The sequence below is a fragment of the Prevotella communis genome (assembly GCF_022024175.1).
Taxonomy (GTDB): domain Bacteria; phylum Bacteroidota; class Bacteroidia; order Bacteroidales; family Bacteroidaceae; genus Prevotella; species Prevotella communis.
Genome location: NZ_CP091794.1, coordinates 1798682 through 1818274, shown reverse-complemented (window position 1 = coordinate 1818274; position 19593 = coordinate 1798682). Strand labels below are relative to the sequence as shown.

Annotated in this window: 19 protein-coding genes; 14 read left to right on the top strand and 5 right to left on the bottom strand. The window is 50.7% G+C overall.

The window, feature by feature from the left end; all coding sequences use genetic code 11:
- The first annotated feature begins 3 nt into the window (after positions 1-3).
- The 10 genes from L6466_RS07535 to rplI all read left to right on the top strand — a co-directional run bounded on the left by L6466_RS07535 (position 4) and on the right by rplI (position 10608).
- A complete protein-coding gene (locus tag L6466_RS07535; RefSeq protein WP_091854667.1) occupies positions 4-1020 on the top strand; it encodes a vWA domain-containing protein in 1017 nt (338 codons plus the stop codon).
- Positions 1020-2036, top strand: a complete 1017-nt coding sequence (locus L6466_RS07530; protein ID WP_237796603.1) for a vWA domain-containing protein — start codon at positions 1020-1022, stop codon at positions 2034-2036. Before L6466_RS07535 ends, L6466_RS07530 begins: the two co-directional genes overlap by 1 nt.
- The gene (locus tag L6466_RS07525; protein WP_091818563.1) at positions 2036-2752 is read left to right on the top strand and encodes a tetratricopeptide repeat protein; all 717 of its coding nucleotides are present in this window, start codon (positions 2036-2038) and stop codon (positions 2750-2752) included. Before L6466_RS07530 ends, L6466_RS07525 begins: the two co-directional genes overlap by 1 nt.
- Before the next feature lie 85 nt (positions 2753-2837).
- Complete coding sequence (locus L6466_RS07520) at positions 2838-5402, top strand: BatD family protein (RefSeq protein ID WP_237803301.1); 2565 nt, start codon at positions 2838-2840, stop codon at positions 5400-5402.
- A gap of 26 nt (positions 5403-5428) precedes the next feature.
- Positions 5429-6124 (top strand): phosphatase PAP2 family protein, encoded by a 696-nt coding sequence (locus tag L6466_RS07515; RefSeq protein ID WP_091854669.1) that lies wholly within the window; start codon positions 5429-5431, stop codon positions 6122-6124.
- 9 nt (positions 6125-6133) lie between these two features.
- A complete protein-coding gene (locus L6466_RS07510; protein ID WP_091854671.1) occupies positions 6134-7387 on the top strand; it encodes an S-adenosylmethionine:tRNA ribosyltransferase-isomerase in 1254 nt (417 codons plus the stop codon).
- Positions 7388-7398: 11 nt separating this feature from the next.
- On the top strand, positions 7399-9327 hold the full coding sequence (locus L6466_RS07505) for an NAD(+) synthase (protein WP_237803302.1): 1929 nt from the start codon (positions 7399-7401) through the stop codon (positions 9325-9327).
- A gap of 129 nt (positions 9328-9456) precedes the next feature.
- The gene (gene rpsF / locus L6466_RS07500) at positions 9457-9801 is read left to right on the top strand and encodes a 30S ribosomal protein S6 (protein WP_091818559.1); all 345 of its coding nucleotides are present in this window, start codon (positions 9457-9459) and stop codon (positions 9799-9801) included.
- Between the two features lie 3 nt (positions 9802-9804).
- Positions 9805-10071, top strand: coding sequence for a 30S ribosomal protein S18 (gene rpsR / locus L6466_RS07495; protein ID WP_013064765.1), 267 nt, complete (start codon positions 9805-9807; stop codon positions 10069-10071).
- 18 nt (positions 10072-10089) lie between these two features.
- A complete protein-coding gene (gene rplI, locus L6466_RS07490; protein WP_091818558.1) occupies positions 10090-10608 on the top strand; it encodes a 50S ribosomal protein L9 in 519 nt (172 codons plus the stop codon).
- 95 nt (positions 10609-10703) lie between these two features.
- Here rplI and trmD read toward each other — a convergent pair whose 3' ends face one another.
- A complete protein-coding gene (gene trmD / locus L6466_RS07485; RefSeq protein WP_091818557.1) occupies positions 10704-11381 on the bottom strand; it encodes a tRNA (guanosine(37)-N1)-methyltransferase TrmD in 678 nt (225 codons plus the stop codon).
- A gap of 14 nt (positions 11382-11395) precedes the next feature.
- Positions 11396-11995, bottom strand: a complete 600-nt coding sequence (locus tag L6466_RS07480; RefSeq protein WP_237803304.1) for a hypothetical protein — start codon at positions 11993-11995, stop codon at positions 11396-11398.
- A gap of 105 nt (positions 11996-12100) precedes the next feature.
- Between L6466_RS07480 and ligA the strand changes: the two genes are divergently transcribed.
- Genes ligA through L6466_RS07460 form a run of 4 tightly spaced genes read left to right on the top strand, consistent with a single transcriptional unit; the run spans position 12101 to position 16414 of the window.
- Positions 12101-14098: an NAD-dependent DNA ligase LigA gene (ligA, locus tag L6466_RS07475; protein ID WP_237796609.1), complete on the top strand. Its 1998-nt coding sequence runs from the start codon at positions 12101-12103 to the stop codon at positions 14096-14098.
- Complete coding sequence (locus L6466_RS07470; RefSeq protein ID WP_091818554.1) at positions 14095-14769, top strand: B3/B4 domain-containing protein; 675 nt, start codon at positions 14095-14097, stop codon at positions 14767-14769. The genes ligA and L6466_RS07470 overlap by 4 nt, the downstream gene beginning before the upstream one ends.
- Positions 14766-15494: a tRNA pseudouridine(38-40) synthase TruA gene (gene truA, locus L6466_RS07465; RefSeq protein ID WP_091818553.1), complete on the top strand. Its 729-nt coding sequence runs from the start codon at positions 14766-14768 to the stop codon at positions 15492-15494. Before L6466_RS07470 ends, truA begins: the two co-directional genes overlap by 4 nt.
- Positions 15495-15496: 2 nt before the next feature.
- Positions 15497-16414 carry a DMT family transporter gene (locus L6466_RS07460; RefSeq protein ID WP_091854676.1) on the top strand — a complete coding sequence of 306 codons (918 nt, stop codon included), beginning with the start codon at positions 15497-15499 and terminating at the stop codon, positions 16412-16414.
- Positions 16415-16433: 19 nt separating this feature from the next.
- Here L6466_RS07460 and tilS read toward each other — a convergent pair whose 3' ends face one another.
- The 3 genes from tilS to L6466_RS07445 are packed head-to-tail and all read right to left on the bottom strand — an operon-like array spanning position 16434 to position 19534.
- On the bottom strand, positions 16434-17750 hold the full coding sequence (tilS, locus tag L6466_RS07455; RefSeq protein ID WP_237803306.1) for a tRNA lysidine(34) synthetase TilS: 1317 nt from the start codon (positions 17748-17750) through the stop codon (positions 16434-16436).
- Positions 17740-18909 carry a class I SAM-dependent rRNA methyltransferase gene (locus L6466_RS07450; RefSeq protein WP_237803308.1) on the bottom strand — a complete coding sequence of 390 codons (1170 nt, stop codon included), beginning with the start codon at positions 18907-18909 and terminating at the stop codon, positions 17740-17742. The genes tilS and L6466_RS07450 overlap by 11 nt, the downstream gene beginning before the upstream one ends.
- Positions 18881-19534, bottom strand: a complete 654-nt coding sequence (locus L6466_RS07445) for a 3'-5' exonuclease (RefSeq protein WP_091818600.1) — start codon at positions 19532-19534, stop codon at positions 18881-18883. The genes L6466_RS07450 and L6466_RS07445 overlap by 29 nt, the downstream gene beginning before the upstream one ends.
- Between the last annotated feature and the right edge of the window lie 59 nt (positions 19535-19593).

The following is a 19593-nucleotide window of genomic DNA, read 5'->3' as shown; positions in this document are numbered from 1 at the left end:
GTGATGGAATTTGCAAATAAAGAATATCTGTTTCTGCTACTGCTCATCATACCCTACATTGTGTGGTATGTGATGTTCAGGAAGAAGAGCGAGCCTACGATACAGATGGCCGACACCTACGCCTTCCGCTTTACGGGGCGCAGTTGGAAGGTGATGCTGATGCCCGTACAGCTCTTCCTGCGCATCCTGGCTTTCACGATGCTGGTGGTGGTGCTGGCGCGTCCTCAGACGCACGACTCCATGCAGAACGAGAATATAGAGGGTATCGACATCATGCTGGCTATGGACGTGTCAACGTCTATGTTGGCTGAAGACCTGCGTGATGATGCCCGTGACATTACCAACCGTATGGAGGCTGCAAAGGCGGTGGCGGCAGAGTTTATCGCCGGTCGTCCTAACGATAACATCGGACTGACCATCTTTGCCGGTGAGGCCTTTACGCAGTGTCCGATGACGATTGACCACGCCTCACTGCTGTCGCTGTTGCACAACGTGCGTACGGATATTGCCGCCCGCGGACTGATTGAGGACGGTACGGCTATCGGTATGGGTCTGGCCAATGCGGTGAGCCGACTGAAGGACTCGAAGGCGAAGAGTAGGGTGGTGATCCTGCTCACCGACGGTAGTAACAACCGTGGTGACCTGTCGCCCATGACGTCGGCAGAGATAGCCCAGAGCCTGGGCGTACGCGTCTATACTATCGGTGTGGGTACGAACGGTACGGCGCGCTATCCGTTGTCGGTAGGTGGCGGCGTGCAGTATATCCAGGTGCCGGTGGAGATTGACACGAAGACGCTGACGGATATTGCCAATACGACGAACGGAAAGTTCTACCGTGCCCGTAATGCAGAGGAACTGCGTGAGATTTATCACGAAATCGATAAGTTGGAGAAATCCAAGATAGAAGTGCAGCGCTACAGCCGCCGCTATGAGGACTATCAGAAATATGGCCTGATAGCACTGGGCGCCCTGTTGCTGGAGATACTTCTCAGAATAACGATCTTTAGGAGGATACCGTAATGTTTAGATTTGAAAACCCTGAATATCTGTGGCTGTTGGTGGCAGTGGCTGTGCTGGCCCTGATTCGCTTTGTCACATATTTCAACCAGAAGAAAAGGCTGCGTAAGTTTGGCGACCCGAAACTGATGAAGCAGTTGATGCCCGACGTGTCGCGCTGGCGTCCGCTGGTGAAGTTCTGTCTGCTGGAACTGGCACTGGTGCTCGTCATCCTGATGTTGGCACGTCCGCAACAGGCCAACGGTATCAGTCAGGAGAAACGCTCGGGTATAGAGACGGTGATAGCACTGGATATCAGTAACTCGATGCGTGCCGAGGATGTGGCTCCTACACGTCTGGACCGTGCGAAGATGATGGTGGAGAACCTGGTGGAGAGTTTCAGCAACGATAAGATAGGACTGATTGTCTTTGCCGGTGACGCCTTTGTGCAGTTGCCCATCACCAGCGACTATGTGTCGGCGAAGATGTTCCTGAGCACCATCGACCCCTCGATGATTGTGAACCAGGGCACGGATATAGCCGGTGCCATAGAGATGGCCAGTCATAGTTTTACGCAGCAGGAGCACGTGGGCAAGGCCATCATCGTGATAACGGATGGTGAGGACCATGAGGGTAATGCCGTGGAGGCTGCTAAGGCAGCCCACGAGCAGGGCTTCAACGTGTATGTGCTGGGTATCGGTTCGACGAACGGTGCACCAGTGCCCGACCCTGATACGGGTAACTATATGATTGACAACCAGGGCAACACGGTGATGTCGTGCCTCAACGAGGACATGTGCCGTGAGGTGGCTCAGGCCGGTGGCGGCGCCTATATCCACGTGGACAACAACAGTAGTGCACAGCGCCTGCTGGACGAGGAACTGGACAAGCTGGAGAAGGGTGAGACCACCATCTACAGCGACTATGCAGAGCAGTTCCAGTATGCTGCGGCGTTTGCCCTGCTGCTCTTAATCATAGAAATATGTATCCTGGATCGCAGGAATCCTATACTCAAGAAAATAAAACTCTTTAAGCGATAATGAGACATTCTGGATATTATATTATATTGCTACTGCTGACGGCATTATCTGTCTCATCGTATGCAGATAACCGTCAGGCCCGCAAACTGATCCGTAAGGGTAACGCGCTCTACAGGGCCGACAAGCGTCAGGAGGCTCAGGTGGACTACCTGAAGGCCTACCGTGCCGACAGTACGGATGCGCGCGTGCAGTACAACCTCGCCACGTCGATGTTTCCGCAGGACTACAAACTGGTGCAGAAGGAACGTTGCGACACGATGGCAATGATGTTTGAACGCGCTGCGCAGGCTGAGACGAATCCGCTGCGTAAGGCGAAGGCTTATCATAATGAGGGCGTGGCCTATCAGGGCGTGAAGGATTTCGGTAAGGCTATTGAGGCCTACAAGAACGCGCTGCGCTGCAATCCCAATGATGATGAGTCGCGCTATAACCTGGTGTTGTGTCAGCGTCAGCTGAAGAATCAGGGCGGCGGCAACAACAACCAGCAGCAGGATAAGCAGGATAAGCAGGACCAGCAGGATAAGCAGCAGCAACAGCAACAGCAGAAGAAGCAGAAGAAGCAGGACCAGCAGCAACAGCAGCAGGAACCGCCGATGAGCAAGGAGAATGCCGAACAGCTGTTGAACGCGGCTATGCAACGTGAGAAGGAGACGCAGAAACGTATGAAGGAGGCACAGCAACAGCCTCAGCGTCGCAGAATCGAGAAGAACTGGTAGACTGACAGATGATAGATGACAGATGAAAGATATGATTAGACATAGTTTTCAGAAGAAAAGTGAGCAAGGGACAATGAGAAAGAATATGATTGCAGGAGTAATCATATTTCTCATCTCTCATTTCTCCTTTCTCCCCTTGGCGGCGCAGACGCTGACTGCCAATGCGCCGCAGCAGGTGGCCGTGAACCAGCAGTTCCGACTGACCTACACGGTGAACACGCAGGATGTGAAGGGATTCCGTATCGGTCAGATTCCGTCGGAGGCTTTCGAGGTGCTGATGGGTCCGAGCACCAGCACGCAGTCGAGCTTCAGCATGGTGAACGGACGCACGTCACAGTCGTCGACGGTGACCTATACCTATATATTATGTGCCCTGAAGAATGGTACGTTTACGATTCCTGCCGCCACGATTACGGCCGAGGGCAAGCAGATCTCGTCTAACGCGCTGAAGATTCAGGTGAGCGGGACGGCGCAGGCCAACGGCGGTCGCAGCAGTCAGCAGCCTGAGACACGTGCTGCCGGTTCGCGGATATCAGGTTCTGACCTGTTTATCAGGGTGAGTGCATCCAAGAAACGTGTGGTGGAACAGGAGCCTGTGCTGCTGACCTACAAGGTGTATACGCTGGTCAGTCTGACTCAATTGGAGGGAAAAATGCCCGACCTGAAGGGCTTCCACACGCAGGAGATTCCCCTGCCTCAGGAGAAGAGCTTCAAGATAGAGCAGTTTAACGGGCGCAACTATAAGACGGTGACGTGGAGCCAGTATGTGATGTTCCCGCAGATGTCGGGTAAACTGCAGGTGCCACCTATCACGTTCAATGGCGTCGTGGTGCAGCAGAACCGCAACATAGACCCGTTTGAGGCTTTCTTCAACGGTGGCTCTGGCTATGTGGAGGTGAAGAAGCAGATCCAGGCACCTGGCGTCAAGATTGAAGTAGACCCGCTGCCCACGCGTCCGGCCAATTTCTCGGGCGGTGTAGGTAAGTTCACGATGAAGACGGAGATTGACAAGACGTCGTTGAAGGCCAACGACCCCTTCACGGTGAAGGTGACCATCAGTGGTACGGGTAACCTGAAGCTGATGAAGCAGCCGGTGGTGAATTTCCCGAAGGATTTTGATACCTATGATGCCAAGACGACGGATAAGTCGCGCCTGACGATGAGCGGACTGGAGGGAAGCATGGTCTATGAGTTCCTGGCCGTGCCGCGTCATCAGGGACAGTACACCATCCCTCCCGTGGAGTTTGTGTATTACGACACGCAGGCCAAGCAGTATAAGACGCTGACATCTGAGGAGTATCACCTCGATGTGGCCAAGGGTGAAGGTGGCGAGAGTCAGGTACAGACCTTCTCGGATCAGGAGGATATCCAGATGCTGGGCAGTGACATCCGTCATATCAAGTTGGGCGGAGCAAGCATCAAGGCCGACGGCGATTATTACTTCGGTTCGGAACGTTACCTCTGGACGATTGTGATTCTGCTGAGCTTCTTCATGATGCTGTTCCTCGTATTCCGCAAGCGTGCCATCGAGAATGCCGACCTGGGCAAGGTGCGTGGAAAGAAGGCCAACAAGATTGCCACGAAGCGACTGAAGAAGGCGGCTAAGTTGATGAAGGACAACAAGCCTGGCGAGTTCTATGATGAAGCGCTGCGTGGTCTGTGGGGTTACGTAGGCGATAAACTGAATATCCCCGTAGAACAGTTGTCGCGCGAGAATATCAGCGAGCGTCTCTCGGCCTGTCAGGTAGATGGCGATGCCGTGAACCAGTTCCTGAGTGCTATCGATGAGTGTGAGTTTGAACGCTACGCGCCCGGTGATCCCAAGGGTAATATGAATAAGGTGTACCAGACGGCAATGACTGCCATCGAGAAAATTGAAGAGGGTATGAATCGCAAACCGAAGAAAGGGGTGGCTACGGCTGTCCTGCTGCTCCTGATGCTGATGCCTTCATCGGCTTTCGCACTGTCGAAGGCAGAGGCAGACAGCAGTTATGTGAACGAGAACTACCAGCAGGCTATTCAGCAGTATGAACAGTTGTTGAAGGTAGGACCCAGTGCAGAACTGTATTACAATCTGGGTAACTCGTACTACCGTATGGAGAATATCACGCGTGCGGTATTGAACTATGAACGCGCATTGCTGCTCTCGCCTGGCGATGAGGATATACGTTTCAACCTGCAGCTGGCCCGCAGCAAGACGGTGGACAAGATTGTGCCGCAGTCGGAGTTCTTCCTGACCACCTGGTATCGCTCGGTGGTCAACATGCTGAGCGTCGACGGATGGGCTTATGTAGCCGTGTTCTGCCTGATGTGCGCCATTTGCCTGATGCTGGTCTATCTGTTCTGTTCACCTGTATGGCTGCGTAAGATCGGCTTCTTCGGCGGTCTGCTCCTACTGGTGGGCTTTGTCATGGGAAATGTCTTTGCCTGGCATCAGAAGCAGATGATTGACCATCGTGACGGCGCCATCATCATGGAGTCGGCAGTGACGGTGAAGAGTACGCCTGCACAGAACGGTACTGACCTGTTTATCCTCCACGAGGGCACGAAGGTGACTGTCATCGACGATACGATGGACGGTTGGCGCGAGGTACGTGTGCCCGACGGAAAGCAGGGATGGGTAGAGACTTCGCAGATTGAGGTGATTTGAGGTTTGAGATTTGAGGATTGAGGATTATGGAAGAATTGATACAGTTAGACAAACAGTTGCTGCTCTGGTTCAACGGAAGTGATTCGTTGTTCCTTGATGGTCTTGTCGAGACACTGACGACGGCCACCACGTGGATACCGCTTTACCTGGGCCTGTTTTACCTGGTGCTCAAGAACAACGACAACGTACAGAAGGTGTTGCTTGTCCTGGGCTGTGCAGGATTATGCGTCTTCCTGGCCGGTTCCCTCAATGACCTGTTCGTGAAACCCTGGGTGGCACGCTGGCGTCCTTCCCGTGACCCGGAGATTGCGATGCTGGTGGATGTGGTCAATGGCTATCGCGGCGGGCGCTATGGCTTCTTCTCGTCGCATGCTGCCAACACCTTCAGTCTTGCTATCTTCTTCACACTTCTGGTACGGAGCAAGGTGTTGTCGGTGGCGATGATACTGTGGTCGCTGCTGAACTGTTGGACACGTCTGTATCTGGGCGTCCATTTCCCCGGTGACATCCTCTGCGGACTGCTCTGGGGCGGTGTCGTCGGTACGGGGATGTGGTTCCTGCACCAGCACATCTACAAAAAGATTAATACACAGGATTTTTATGTTTCAACGCAATATACGGCGACAGGCTATCAGAAGTCTGACGTGGACATCGTGATTTGCATCCTGCTGCTCACGATCGTCTATGCTATCCTGAAGTCGTGCTATACACTTTATATTTAAATACAATTAATGGATACAAAACATATTCATATAAGCGATTACAATTATCCTCTGCCTGATGAGCGCATTGCGAAATTCCCATTGGCAGAGCGCGACCACTCAAAACTGTTACTCTATAAGCACGGTGAGGTGGGAGAGGACGTCTTCTATAATCTGGCCAGTCATCTGCCAGAGGGCGCTCTCATGGTTTTCAACAATACGAGGGTGATTCAGGCGCGTCTGCATTTCCGTAAGGAGACGGGTGCCCTTATCGAGGTGTTCTTGTTGGAACCGGCTTTCCCTGCCGACTACGAACAGATGTTCCAGACGCGCGGACACTGCGCCTGGTACTGTCTGGTGGGCAACCTGAAGAAATGGAAGGAGGGAACACTGGCCAGGGAACTGTCGGTCGGTGACTCAAAACTGACGATCAAGGCTACGCGCGGTGAGATGCACGGCACGAGTCATCGCATAGACTTTGAATGGGATAACCAGACGGTGTCTTTTGCGGAGATACTGGAGTCGATGGGTGAGCTGCCTATCCCGCCTTACTTGAATCGTGAGACGCAGGAGAGTGACAAGACAACCTACCAGACGGTTTACTCGAAGATAAAGGGTAGTGTGGCTGCGCCTACGGCGGGCCTGCATTTCACGGATGCTGTGCTTCAGTCGGTTGACGCCCACGGCATTGACCGTGAGGAGGTGACGCTGCATGTGGGTGCCGGTACCTTCAAGCCTGTGAAGAGTGAGGAGATTGAGGGTCACGAGATGCACACGGAGTATATCTGCGTGAAGCGTCAGACTTTCGAGAAACTGCTGAAGCACGACTGTCAGGCGATTGCTGTGGGTACCACGAGCGTGCGTACGCTGGAGAGCCTGTATTACATGGGCCTGAAGGTGCTTCGTAATCCTGATATCCAGGAGGATGAGTTGCACGTTAACCAGTGGGAACCGTATGAAAGGGAAGAGGGAAGAGTGAAGAGTGAAGAATCTGCTTCCGCTGCCATGGATGTCTCTCCACGTGCTGCTATCCAGGCTTTGCTCGACTGGCTCGACCGTAACGGGTTGGCATCGCTGCACAGCAGTACGCAGATTATCATTGCCCCTGGCTATGAATATAAGATAGTGAAGATGCTGGTCACGAATTTCCACCAGCCGCAGTCAACGCTGCTGCTGTTGGTGAGTGCCTTTGTAAAGGGTGACTGGCATAAGATTTACGACTACGCCCTTGCTCATGATTTCCGCTTCTTGAGCTACGGCGACAGTTCGTTGATAATTCCTTAAACCTCAAATCAATGAAGTACGGATTAATCAAAGTGGCTGCTGCCATACCAGGTGTGCGCGTAGCCGATGTGGACTATAACGTTCAACAGATAGAGAACCTCATTGCCCAGGCTGAGGGAAAAGGTGCTGAGGTCATCGTGTTCCCGGAGCTGTCTGTCACGGGTTACACTTGTCAGGATCTGTTCCGTCAGCAGTTGTTGCTCGAGAAGGCCGAGGAGGCTATCATCAAGTTGCTCGACTTCACCCGCAAGCTGGATATCATCAGTGTGGTAGGTGTGCCTGTGCGCATCGGTCCACTGCTTTATAATTGTGCCGTTGTCGTACAGGGTGGCACCATCCTGGGTGTTGTTCCCAAGACTTATCTGCCCAATTATTGTGAGTTCTACGAGAAGCGCTGGTTTGCTTCTGCTGCCGACCTCATGCCGCAGGATATCTATCTGGCTGGCAGTCTGATTCATGTGTCTGCAGAACCTATCGTCTTCCGTACTTGCGACGGGGTTGGTTTCGGTATTGAGATTTGTGAGGATGTATGGGCACCGCTGCCTCCAAGTAATAACCTGGCGCTGGCTGGGGCGGATATCATCCTGAACCTGTCGGCAACGGATGAACTGCTGGGCAAGCACAACTATCTGTGTTCACTGCTGGCTCAGCAGAGTGCCCGCATGATGTGTGGCTACGTCTATAGCAGTTGCGGCTTTGGCGAGTCCACGCAGGATGTGGTGTATGGCGGTAACGCTATGATTTTCGAGAATGGACGACAGCTGGCTACGGGTGACCGCTTCTCATTGGAGCCTCAGTTGCAGATTCAGCAGATTGACGTGGAGCGTCTGCGCGGTGAGCGACAGAATAACACGACGTTCCGCACGGCACAGGATGGTGCTACGGCACGTGTCGTCTATGCGAAGAGCGTCAACGCGCGTCCCTTCGAACTGGTTCGTCCGGTCAATCCGCATCCGTTTATCCCTGAAGATGGACAGATGACTTCTTCGTGCGAGGAGATCCTGAATATCCAGACGATGGGACTCTGTCGCCGGTTGCACCATACGCATTGCGACAAGGCGGTGATTGGTATCAGCGGTGGTCTCGACTCTACGCTGGCACTGCTCGTCGTGGTACGTGCTTTCGATAAGCTGGGGCTCTCACGCAAGGGTATCATCGGTATCACCATGCCTGGCTTCGGCACTACCGACCGCACGCACGATAATGCTGTCAGTCTGATGACTTCCCTGGGTATCTCCCAGCGGGAAATCAGTATTGCCAAGAGTGTCACCCAGCATTTTGAGGATATCGGCCATGATGCCGCTGTTCATGATGTGACCTATGAGAACTCGCAGGCGCGCGAGCGTACGCAGATATTAATGGATGTAGCCAATCAGGTAGGCGGTATGGTTATCGGTACGGGCGACCTCTCAGAACTGGCTTTGGGCTGGTGTACGTATAATGGTGACCACATGTCTATGTATGGCGTCAATGGCGGCGTTCCCAAGACGCTGGTACAGTATCTGATTCGCTATCTGGCACAGTTGCCCGCATTTGCCGAACAGCGTGATGTGCTGATTGATGTGATAGAAACGCCTATCTCGCCAGAACTGACACCTGCCGATGAACAGGGAAATATCCAGCAGAAGACGGAAGACCTCGTAGGTCCCTATGAGCTTCATGATTTCTTCCTTTACTATATGTTGCGCTGGGGATTCCGTCCTTCGAAGATATTCATGCTGGCACAACATGCCTTCGAGGGGAAATATGATGATGACACCATTTGTCATTGGCTGCAGACGTTCTGCCGTCGCTTCTTTAACCAGCAGTTCAAACGCTCTTGTCTGCCCGACGGGCCCAAGGTGGGAAGTGTCAGTCTGTCACCCCGTGGAGACTGGCGAATGCCAAGTGATGCATTCAGTACTTTATGGCAAAAAGAGTGTGAAGCACTGGGAAAATAGCCCAAATCTCATATAATATGTTAAATTGTGGGCGTAAAAGTACGAAAAGTTTTGTTAATTCACGAAAAAGTCGTACCTTTGCGCCCGCATTTTGCAAAATAATATTATTTTAACTTTTTAATTAAACGTATGAATAAGTACGAAACCGTTTTCATTTTAACTCCCGTTTTGTCTGACGAACAGACAAAGGAAACGGTCGCTAAGTTCAAGAAGGTTCTCGCCGACAAAGGCGCTGAGATCGTGAACGAAGAGGCCTGGGGATTGAAGAAACTGGCTTACCAGATTGAGAAGAAGACCTCTGGCTTCTATTTCCTCATCGAATTCAACGCTGAGCCAGCTGTGATTAAGACATTGGAGACTGCCTATCGTCGTGACGAGAAGGTTATCCGTTTCCAGACTGTTAAACTTGACAAGTATGCTGCTGAATATGCTGAGAAGCGTCGTAGCAAGCTTGGTAAAAAAGAGGAGGCTTAAATTATGGCAGAACAGAGTGAAATCCGTTATTTGACTGCTCCTTCTATCGATACAAAGAAGAAGAAGTACTGTCGTTTCAAGAAGAGCGGTATCAAGTACATCGACTACAAAGATCCCGAGTTCCTGAAGAAGTTCCTGAACGAGCAGGGTAAGATTCTGCCCCGTCGCATCACCGGTACCTCTCTGAAGTACCAGCGCCGTGTGGCTCAGGCCGTTAAGCGTGCACGTCAGATTGCATTGCTGCCTTACGTAACCGATTTGATGAAATAAACAAAGGAGGACGCAAGAATGGAATTGATTTTGAAAGAAGATGTTATCGGCTTGGGATTCAAGAACGATATCGTAAATGTTAAGTCGGGTTATGGCCGTAACTACCTGATTCCTCAGGGTAAGGCCGTTATCGCTTCTCCCTCTGCTAAGAAGATTCTCGCTGAGAACCTGAAGCAGCAGGCTCACAAGTTGGCTGCTCTGAAGGCTGCCGCTGAAGAGAAGGCTGCCGCTCTCGAGGGTGTTGCACTTACTATCGCTGCTAAGGTTAGCGCTACTGGTCAGCTCTATGGTTCTGTTACTAACATGACCGTTGCTGAGGAGCTCGCTAAGCTGGGCAAGGAAGTTGATCGTAAGATCATCGTCCTGAAGGATATTAAGAAGGTTGGCGACTATGTTGCTGTTGTTCGCTTCCACAAGGAAGTAAGCGCTGAGATTCCCGTTAAGGTTGTTGCCGAGGGTGCTCCCGCTGAGGAAGTAGCAGCTCCTGCTGTTGAAGAGGCTCCTGCTCAGGAAGCAGAGGCTCCCGTAGCTGAGTAAGTTCGCTGTAAAGCAATATCATTGATATTACAACGCAAATCCCAGTCACTGTCAGGTGGCTGGGATTCTTTATTGTTTCAACTTTAATAATCTGATTATTTTTTCAGCAGGTCAGGACGCAGTCGCTTGGTACGCTCCATGGCTTGTTCCATTTCCCAGTCGCGTATCTTTGCTTCGTTACCGCTCAGCAGGATATCGGGCACTTTCCAGCCTTTATAGTCGGCAGGACGGGTGTAGATAGGCGCTGCGAGGATGTCGTCCTGGAAACAGTCGGAGAGGGCACTTTGTTCGTCGCCAATGACGCCTGGTACTACGCGTACCACAGCATCGGCAATCATCGCAGCAACGAGTTCTCCACCCGTAAGCACGAAATCGCCAATAGATATTTCGCGGGTAATCAGGTGGTCGCGCACGCGCTGGTCAATACCCTTGTAATGACCTGCCAGGATGATAAGGTTGCCTTTGAGCGACAGTTCATTGGCCATATGTTGGTCGAAGCGCTCACCGTCGGGTGAGGTGAAAATGACTTCGTCGTAGTCGCGTTCTGCTTTCAAGGCTGTGATGCAACGGTCAATTGGCTCGCATTGCATCACCATACCGGCACTACCGCCATAGGGATAGTCGTCTACGCGGCGCCATTTGTCGAGTGTATAGTCACGCAGATTATGAAGGCGTATTTCGGCCAGTCCTTTTTTCTCGGCACGTGCCAATATAGATTCGTGTACAAAGCCCTCGAGCATCTCGGGCAGTACGGTAATAATGTCTATTCGCATATAAAAATGTGTGTTTACTCTGCTATTTCTGTTTTTCCTTCGTGTATCATGTATATCTCATTGAAGGACACGATGTCCTTGTAGTCGCGCTCAAACTGCGCCTTGGCCTCCTTGCTGCTGTTGGCATCGTATTCGTGTTCGCCTGACTCGTCACGCCAGCCTTTGTATGCAGCACGAATCTGCCACAGATGGTTGTCGCTGAGCACCTGATGCTCATTCTGGTATTGGATCACCTCCTCAAGTTTTCCTTCGCCCAGCATCGTCACGATATCATGATAGCCATTGACCAGATTGATAAAGGTGGAATCACAATGGGATGCGTTGATACTGTCCTGAAGCCACTCGTACATGTTGTCAACATAGACGTAGAGCAGATTGTCGCTTTCCAGCTGGCTCTTGAATTCCTGCACCTTGCTATCGTCGAATTGCTCCTTGGGCTGGGGCTCCTGGACGGTCTCAATAGGTGCTTGTGCCTGTGCGGTATCGTTCTCGTTAGTGTTGGTGAACAGACTGATAATGCCCACACCGGCAAAGCCAATGATGAATGTCACGCATGCCGATGTAATCAGTTTTTTCTTATCCTGAGTACTTATTTTTCTTTGATTTGGTTTCATAATCTGCAAATTTACCGTTTTTTCTTTAATCATACAAATTTTTTGCGCGTTTTGTGTTGTTAGCGGTATATTTTTTGTAATTTTGCGGATTGAAAAGAAGAACCTATGGACGAAAAACAAAGAATAGAACAACTGCGACAAGAGTTGCATGAGCATAACTATCGCTATTATGTGCTGAATCAGCCGGTGATTGGTGATCAGGAGTTTGATTTGATGATGCATGAGTTGCAGGACTTGGAAGCACGTCATCCTGAAATGGCTGATCCTAACTCGCCAACCCAGCGCGTGGGCAGTGACTTGCAGACGGGATTCCGTCAGGTAGCCCACCGTTATCCGATGCTTTCGCTGGCAAATACCTACAATGAGCAGGACGTACGTGACTGGTATGAAAGTGTGCGTAAGGGATTGGCCGGCGAGGATTTCGAAGTGTGCTGCGAGATGAAATACGACGGACTGAGTATCTCGTTGACTTATGTCGATGGACATCTGATGCAGGCCGTGACACGTGGCGATGGTGTGCAGGGTGATGATGTGACGCAGAATGTGAAGACCATTCGCACCATTCCGCTGATACTTCCAGGAAAAGGGTATCCAAGGGAATTTGAGATTCGTGGAGAGATTCTGATGCCGTGGGCTTCGTTCGAGCGACTGAATGCTGAACGTGAGGCTGCTGAGGAACCGCTCTTTGCCAATCCCAGAAATGCGGCCAGTGGTACCTTGAAGAGCTTGGACTCAAGGGTTGTCGCACAACGCTCGCTGGATGCGTATCTCTACTACTTGCTAGGCGAGGAATTACCTGCCGACGGACACTTTGAGAACCTGGAAGCAGCGCGCAACTGGGGATTCAAGATATCCGAGGGTATGCGCAAGGTGAAGACCGTAGAAGAGATTATCGACTTCATTAACTATTGGGATACCGAACGCAAGAACCTGCCTGTTGCTACGGATGGTATTGTGCTGAAAGTTAACTCGTTAAGACAGCAACGTTCATTAGGATATACAGCCAAGAGCCCGCGCTGGGCAATCGCCTATAAATTCAAGGCTGAGCGTGAATGCACGCGTCTGCTGGAAGTGACTTACCAGGTAGGTCGTACTGGCGCGGTGACGCCTGTTGCCAACATGGAACCTGTACAGCTGGCAGGTACTGTCGTGAAGCGTGCAACGCTGAATAACGAGGATTTTATCCGTAGTTTCGACCTCCACATCGGTGATATGGTCTATGTGGAAAAGGGTGGTGAGATTATCCCCAAGATTGTGGGTGTGAACATTGATGAGCGTCCTATCATCTCGCAGCCCGTACAGTTCATCAAGCGCTGTCCGGAATGTGGCACACCGTTGGTGCGCTATGAGGGCGAGGCTGCATGGTATTGTCCCAACGATGCCGGTTGTCCGCCGCAGATTAAGGGACGCATCGAACATTTCATTGCCCGTAAGGCGATGAATATCGATTCTCTTGGTCCTGAGACCGTGAATGAATACTATCAGCGCAGGATTATCCATAACATTGCTGACTTGTATGATATCGAGGTACAGCAGATTAATGGTGACGGCTCGCGTACGAAATCGGCCCAGCGTATCGTCAACGGTATACAGAAATCGAAGGAAGTGCCCTTCGAGCGCGTTGTCTTCGCACTGGGTATCCGTTTTGTAGGTGAGACCTCGGCTCGTTTGCTGGCACGCCACTTCAAGTCGATGGATGCATTGATGAATGCCGGACTGGAGGAACTGCAGGAGGTGGAAGGTATCGGTGAGGTGATGGCAAAGAGTATCATTTCCTATTTCCATGATCCAGAGAACCAAACAATCATAGAACGTCTCCGCGGATACGGTTTGCAGATGGCATTATCGGAAGAGCAGACGATGCCCGCAAGTGATAAGCTGGCAGGTCAGAGTATCGTGATAAGCGGTGTGTTTGCCCATCATAGCCGTGATGAGTATAAACTCATTATCGAGCAGAATGGAGGTAAGAATGTTGGTTCGATTAGTGGTAAGACCTCTTTCATCCTTGCCGGAGAGAACATGGGACCATCGAAGCTGGAGAAAGCCCAGAAGTTGGGCGTGAGGATTGTGAGTGAGGATGAATTCCTGGAGATGTTGGCATGAAGATTATTGTATCAAAAGAAATAGAACAGGTTTGTCCTGAATTCGTAGGTGCTTGTGTTGAAGCTCAGGTACGGAATACGTCGTATCATGCTGAATTATGGGATGAGATCAGTCGCCTGGGAGACAAGTGTCGTCAGGAGTTGACCACCGAGTCGCTTAAGGAACTTCCTTCTATTGCCGCTACCCGTAGGGTTTACAAGGCATGCGGGAAGGATCCTTCACGTTATCGTCCCGCCAGTGAGCAACTGATCCGACGTATGTTGCAAGGGAAGGAACTCTACCAGATAGACACCCTTGTGGACTTGGTGAATGTGGCTTCGATAGCCTATGGTTACAGCATTGGCGGCTTTGATGCCGATAAGTTCGTGGGTGACACGCTGACACTTGGTATTGGTCGTGAGGGTGAACCCTACGAGGGAATCGGTCGTGGGATGCTTAATATTGCCGGACTGCCCGTATACCGTGATGCTCAGGGTGGAGTAGGAACTCCCACGAGCGACAATGAGCGTACGAAGATGACGTTGGAGACGACCCACCTGGTGGTACTGGTCAATGGGTACGACGGTAATCGTGAACGTGTCATGGCCAATGCGGAATATCTGAAGGAACTGATTGTGAAATATGCTGCAGGTTCTGATTGTAACATAACACTTTATAGTACGAAGGAATGAGATATTTTATAACACTGAGTTACGATGGAACACGTTTCCACGGATGGCAGGTACAGCCTAATGGTATCTCTGTGCAAGGTGAACTGCAGCGGGGCTTGTCGCTATTGCTTCGCGAAGAGATACAGATTACCGGTGCCGGACGTACGGATGCGGGGGTGCATGCCAAGATGATGGTGGCTCATTTCGATACGGAGTCTGCTGTTGATTGCAAACAGTTGGCATATAAGTTGAACAAACTGCTGCCACAGGATATCGCTGTGCAGAAAGTAGAACCTGTCAGCGATGACTTGCATGCCCGGTTCTCTGCTACCTCGCGCACCTATTATTATTATGTACATACAGTAAAGTCTCCTTTTGCGCGTCATTATTCCTGCGAATTACATTATCCGCTGGATTTCCAAAAGATGAACGAGGCAGCACGGATGCTCCTGGAGTATGAAGATTTTGGTGCTTTCTGCAAGAGTCATGCAGATGTGAAGACTACGCTCTGTAAGGTGACGTGTGCTGAGTGGCATCAGACATCCCCGTCAACATGGTATTTCGAGATTTCGGCCAACAGATTCCTGCGTAATATGGTGCGTGCCGTTGTCGGTACGTTGATTGAGGTTGGCCGGGGTAGAATGACAATAGATGATTTTCGTCGTGTGATAGAGGGCAAACGCCGTACGGAGGCTGGCGAGTCGATGCCGGGCAATGCCCTTTTCCTAGTAGATATTAAATATTAATTATGTGGTTAATCTTAGCATTTTTGTCGGCTGCCTTTTTGGGTATCTATGATTCCCTGAAGAAAAAGGCATTGAAGGATAACGCCGTCATTCCAATTTTGTTTCTTAACACGCTGTTCTCATCGCTGATATTCCTGCCGTTTATCCTATTGAGCGGTATGACGGATATGCTTGATGGCAGCATCTTCCATGTGGCCAGTGGTGGTTGGGAGGTTCATAAGTTTATCGTGTTGAAAGCACTTATCGTACTCTCTTCATGGATACTGGGCTATTTCGGTATGAAGCATCTGCCGCTTACCATCGTTGGACCTATCAACGCCACGCGACCGGTGATGGTGCTGGTAGGTGCGTTACTGTTCTTTGGCGAGCGACTGAATGTGTGGCAATGGGTGGGTGTGTCACTTGCTGTCATATCATTCCTGTTGCTCAGTCGTAGCGGAAAGAAGGAAGGTATCGACTTCAAGCATGATCATTGGATATATATGATTGTAGGCGCTGCTGCGCTGGGAGCTGTCAGCGGCCTGTACGATAAGTATCTGATGGCACCAGCAGGTCAGGGTGGTGTAGGACTGGATCGTATGATGGTTCAATCGTGGTATAATATCTACCAGTGTTTCATGATGCTGGTGATGTTACTGCTCTTGTGGTGGCCAAAACACAATCAGACAACGCCTTTCCACTGGGACTGGGCTATCATTGGCGTCAGCGTGTTCTTGTCCACGGCCGACTTCATGTATTTCTATTCGCTCTCTTTGCCAGAGGCCATGATCAGTATCGTGTCAATGGTACGTCGTGGTTCGGTCATCGTGTCGTTCCTTTGTGGGGCGATGTTCTTCCGCGAGAAGAACCTGAAGGCTAAGGCTGTTGACCTGGCATTGGTTCTCCTTGGAATGATATTCTTATATATTGGAAGTCATTAGTGCTTCTTGGAGATTTGAATTATTCTTGTATCTCCAGTGTAATAATAAGGGTGGAGTGGGTAGATGAAGTGACGCAGAAATGGGCATCTGGGCGGTAGCCTGCGAGCCAGAGGATGGTGCCATCAGACTGGCATAATACCAGGGTGCGACGTTTCTCGAAGACGGAGAGATGTAGGTCGGTGAGATAGTCGCTGATAAGTTTTGAACCTTTCATGCCATAGGGCGTGAAACGATCACCTTTTTCAACAGGTCGTAAAATAACAGGAAATTTTACTTTCTCAGCATCTAGACAGGCGATAGTAGGTGTTGGGATGATATTGGCACCTTCTTTCGTTGATAAACGTATTTTGGTGTTGTCATCGTAGATATATACTCCAGTCTCAGGAATACGTAGGGTAGGGCGCTCTGCCTGTTTGGGTTCCACGATAAGTTTGCCGCGACAGATGGTGAGCTGATGGGTGGATGAATACCACTCTGCGCCCGACTGTGATGTGGCTACCGACTGCCAGATGTTCTCAATCAAGGCGGAAGTGAAGCCGAGGGGACTGAGCCACTGGTGCAGGATACTTTCGGGAGATGGCTCCTGAAGCAGAGTGTCGATAGGGATGGAATCATTATCTACCAGGCGGCCAATGGCCTCCTGCATATAATGGTCATAGACGGTGGTAGCCTCGCTAATGTGTTGGGCCGTCTGGAGAATATTGCCGACGGCACTCGGCGTGATGGCTTGCAGTTGTGGAATGACGTTCAAACGCAGTTTGTTGCGTACCACATCGGCCTCCAGATTGGTGGAGTCGGTGACATAAGTCAGATGTTGCCCGGCCAGCCATGCTTCAATCTCCTTGCGACTGACACAGAGCAGGGGACGGAGAATAAAACCATTGCGAGGCTTGATGCCTGAGAGTCCGTGAATACCTGTTCCACGTATCAGATTCATGAGTATGGTCTCTACGGAATCGTCCTGGTGATGGGCCACGCAGATACCCTCTGCCTGAATATCACGTCTGAGATTCTCGAAATACTGATAACGCAGGTCGCGGGCTGCCATCTCGATGCTGACCTTATGCAATTGGGCGTAAGTGCGTGTGTCGAAATGGATGACATGGAAGGGGATATCGTGCTCGTTGCAGAGCGTCTGGACAAAGGCTTCGTCACGATGGCTCTCGTCGCCACGCAACAGGAAATTACAATGGGCGGCCTCCACCTGATAACCCAGTTGTTTTAAAACAAGAAGCAGACAGACGCTATCGGCGCCACCACTGAGGGCCACCAGATAGCGTTTGTCTGCATCCAGCAAACGATGTTCGGAGATATACTGCCTAACTTTATTCAACATAGAGTACGAGGCCCTTCAGATACTCACCCTCTGGGTGGTAGATATTGATGGGGTGATCAGCAGGCTGGTGCAACTGGTGCAGGATGCGCACCTTGCGCTTGGCCTGTGCTGCAGCCGTGAATACGGCATTGCGGAAATGATCCTTGGAGACCACCTGAGAGCAGGAGAATGTGAACAGGATGCCACCTTTCTCAATCTTCTCGAATGCCTTCTCATTCAGACGGGTGTATCCCTTCAAAGCATTATGCAGCGCTCCACGATGCTTTGCAAAAGCTGGTGGGTCAAGGATAATGAGATCGTAAGTGTGTGATGAGCTGTCCAAATACTTGAAGGCATCCTCACAGAAAGCCTCATGACGTGGGTCGCCAGGGAAGTTGAGTTCTACATTGCGACGGGTCAGCTCGAAAGCCTTGGCAGAACTGTCGACAGAGTGTACCAGCTGGGCACCACCGCGCATGGCGTAGAACGAGAAACCACCTGTATAGCAGAACATATTGAGAACACGCTTACCCTTGGCATATTTTTCCAGCAAAGCGCGGTTCTCGCGCTGGTCCACGAAGAAACCGGTCTTCTGGCCACGGAGCCAGTCCACATAGAAACGCAGGCCGTTTTCAATGGCGATGTTATCATCACTATTACCAAGCAGGAATCCATTCTCGGGCTCCATAAAGGGTAGGGTGGTCTCACTCTTGTAGTAGATATTCTCAATACGACCCTTCATGACCTCAGCCAGGGCTTTTGCAATAGCGTGGCGCGACATGTGCATGCCAATGCTATGAGCCTGCATCACGGCGGTCTTATCATAGACGTCGATAATCAGTCCTGGTAGCAAGTCACCTTCACCATGCACCAATCGGAAGGCATTGGTATTGCTACTGTTGGCCAACCCGATGTCCTGACGCATGTTGAGGGCCGACTGAATGCGAGAGTGCCAGAAAGCGTCATCTATTTCTACATCATTAAAGGTGAGTACGCGTACGGAAATAGAGCCTTGCTGATAGTGACCTACAGCGATGAAAACGCCCTTTTCTGATACGACACGTACCACGTCGCCCTCCTCAATGCCATCGTCAAGATGATGGATGGCACCTGAGAAAACCCATGGATGGAAACGTAACAGACTTTCTTCTTTACCCCTTTTCAGATATACTTGCTTCATTCTTATCTTCTGCTTTAATAATTAGTTTGTAATCCCTTGTCTCTTTGAGTCTTATAATCTCGTTGTATATTTGTATGCATGCCCATGCATCGGTAGCAGCATAGGACTTCTGCTTGTCTGTCAGGATGTCGGCTTCCCAGTTGCTCAATTGCTGGCGTTTGCTGATTTTCTGGTCAAACAGGTTGGCATAGATTTTCTGCAGACTCAAATCCTCGATACCCAGTTCTTTGGCATGATGTTGGATGTCGATGAATCTGCCCATTTTGAATTCCTTGAGCTTATGGAGTGAGTTGATGTCATCGTGCCACGAGAGACCAATCTTCAATACACTCTCGTCTTCCAGGAGCTGGATGAGTGAGTCTGTCAGTCCCGTATAGTTGAGCCTGAACAGAAAACAGATGTCTGGTGTGGCCACCTGCAGGAGGGAAACTTTATGCTGATGACCTTTTCTGAAAGACGGACGCGTCTCTGTGTCGAAGCCCAGTATAGGTTGCGACAATAGGAAACGCACAGCTTTTTCTGTTTCTCCTGGCGTTAGAACGACAATGATTTTCCCTTGGAATTGCGCTATGGGAAGCGATGAAATCAATGCCTTATCGTACTTGTTGTATATTGTTTTAAGCATCTTCTTTCCTTTTCGAGGTGCAAAAATACAAAATATTTCATAAATCTTATACTTTAATT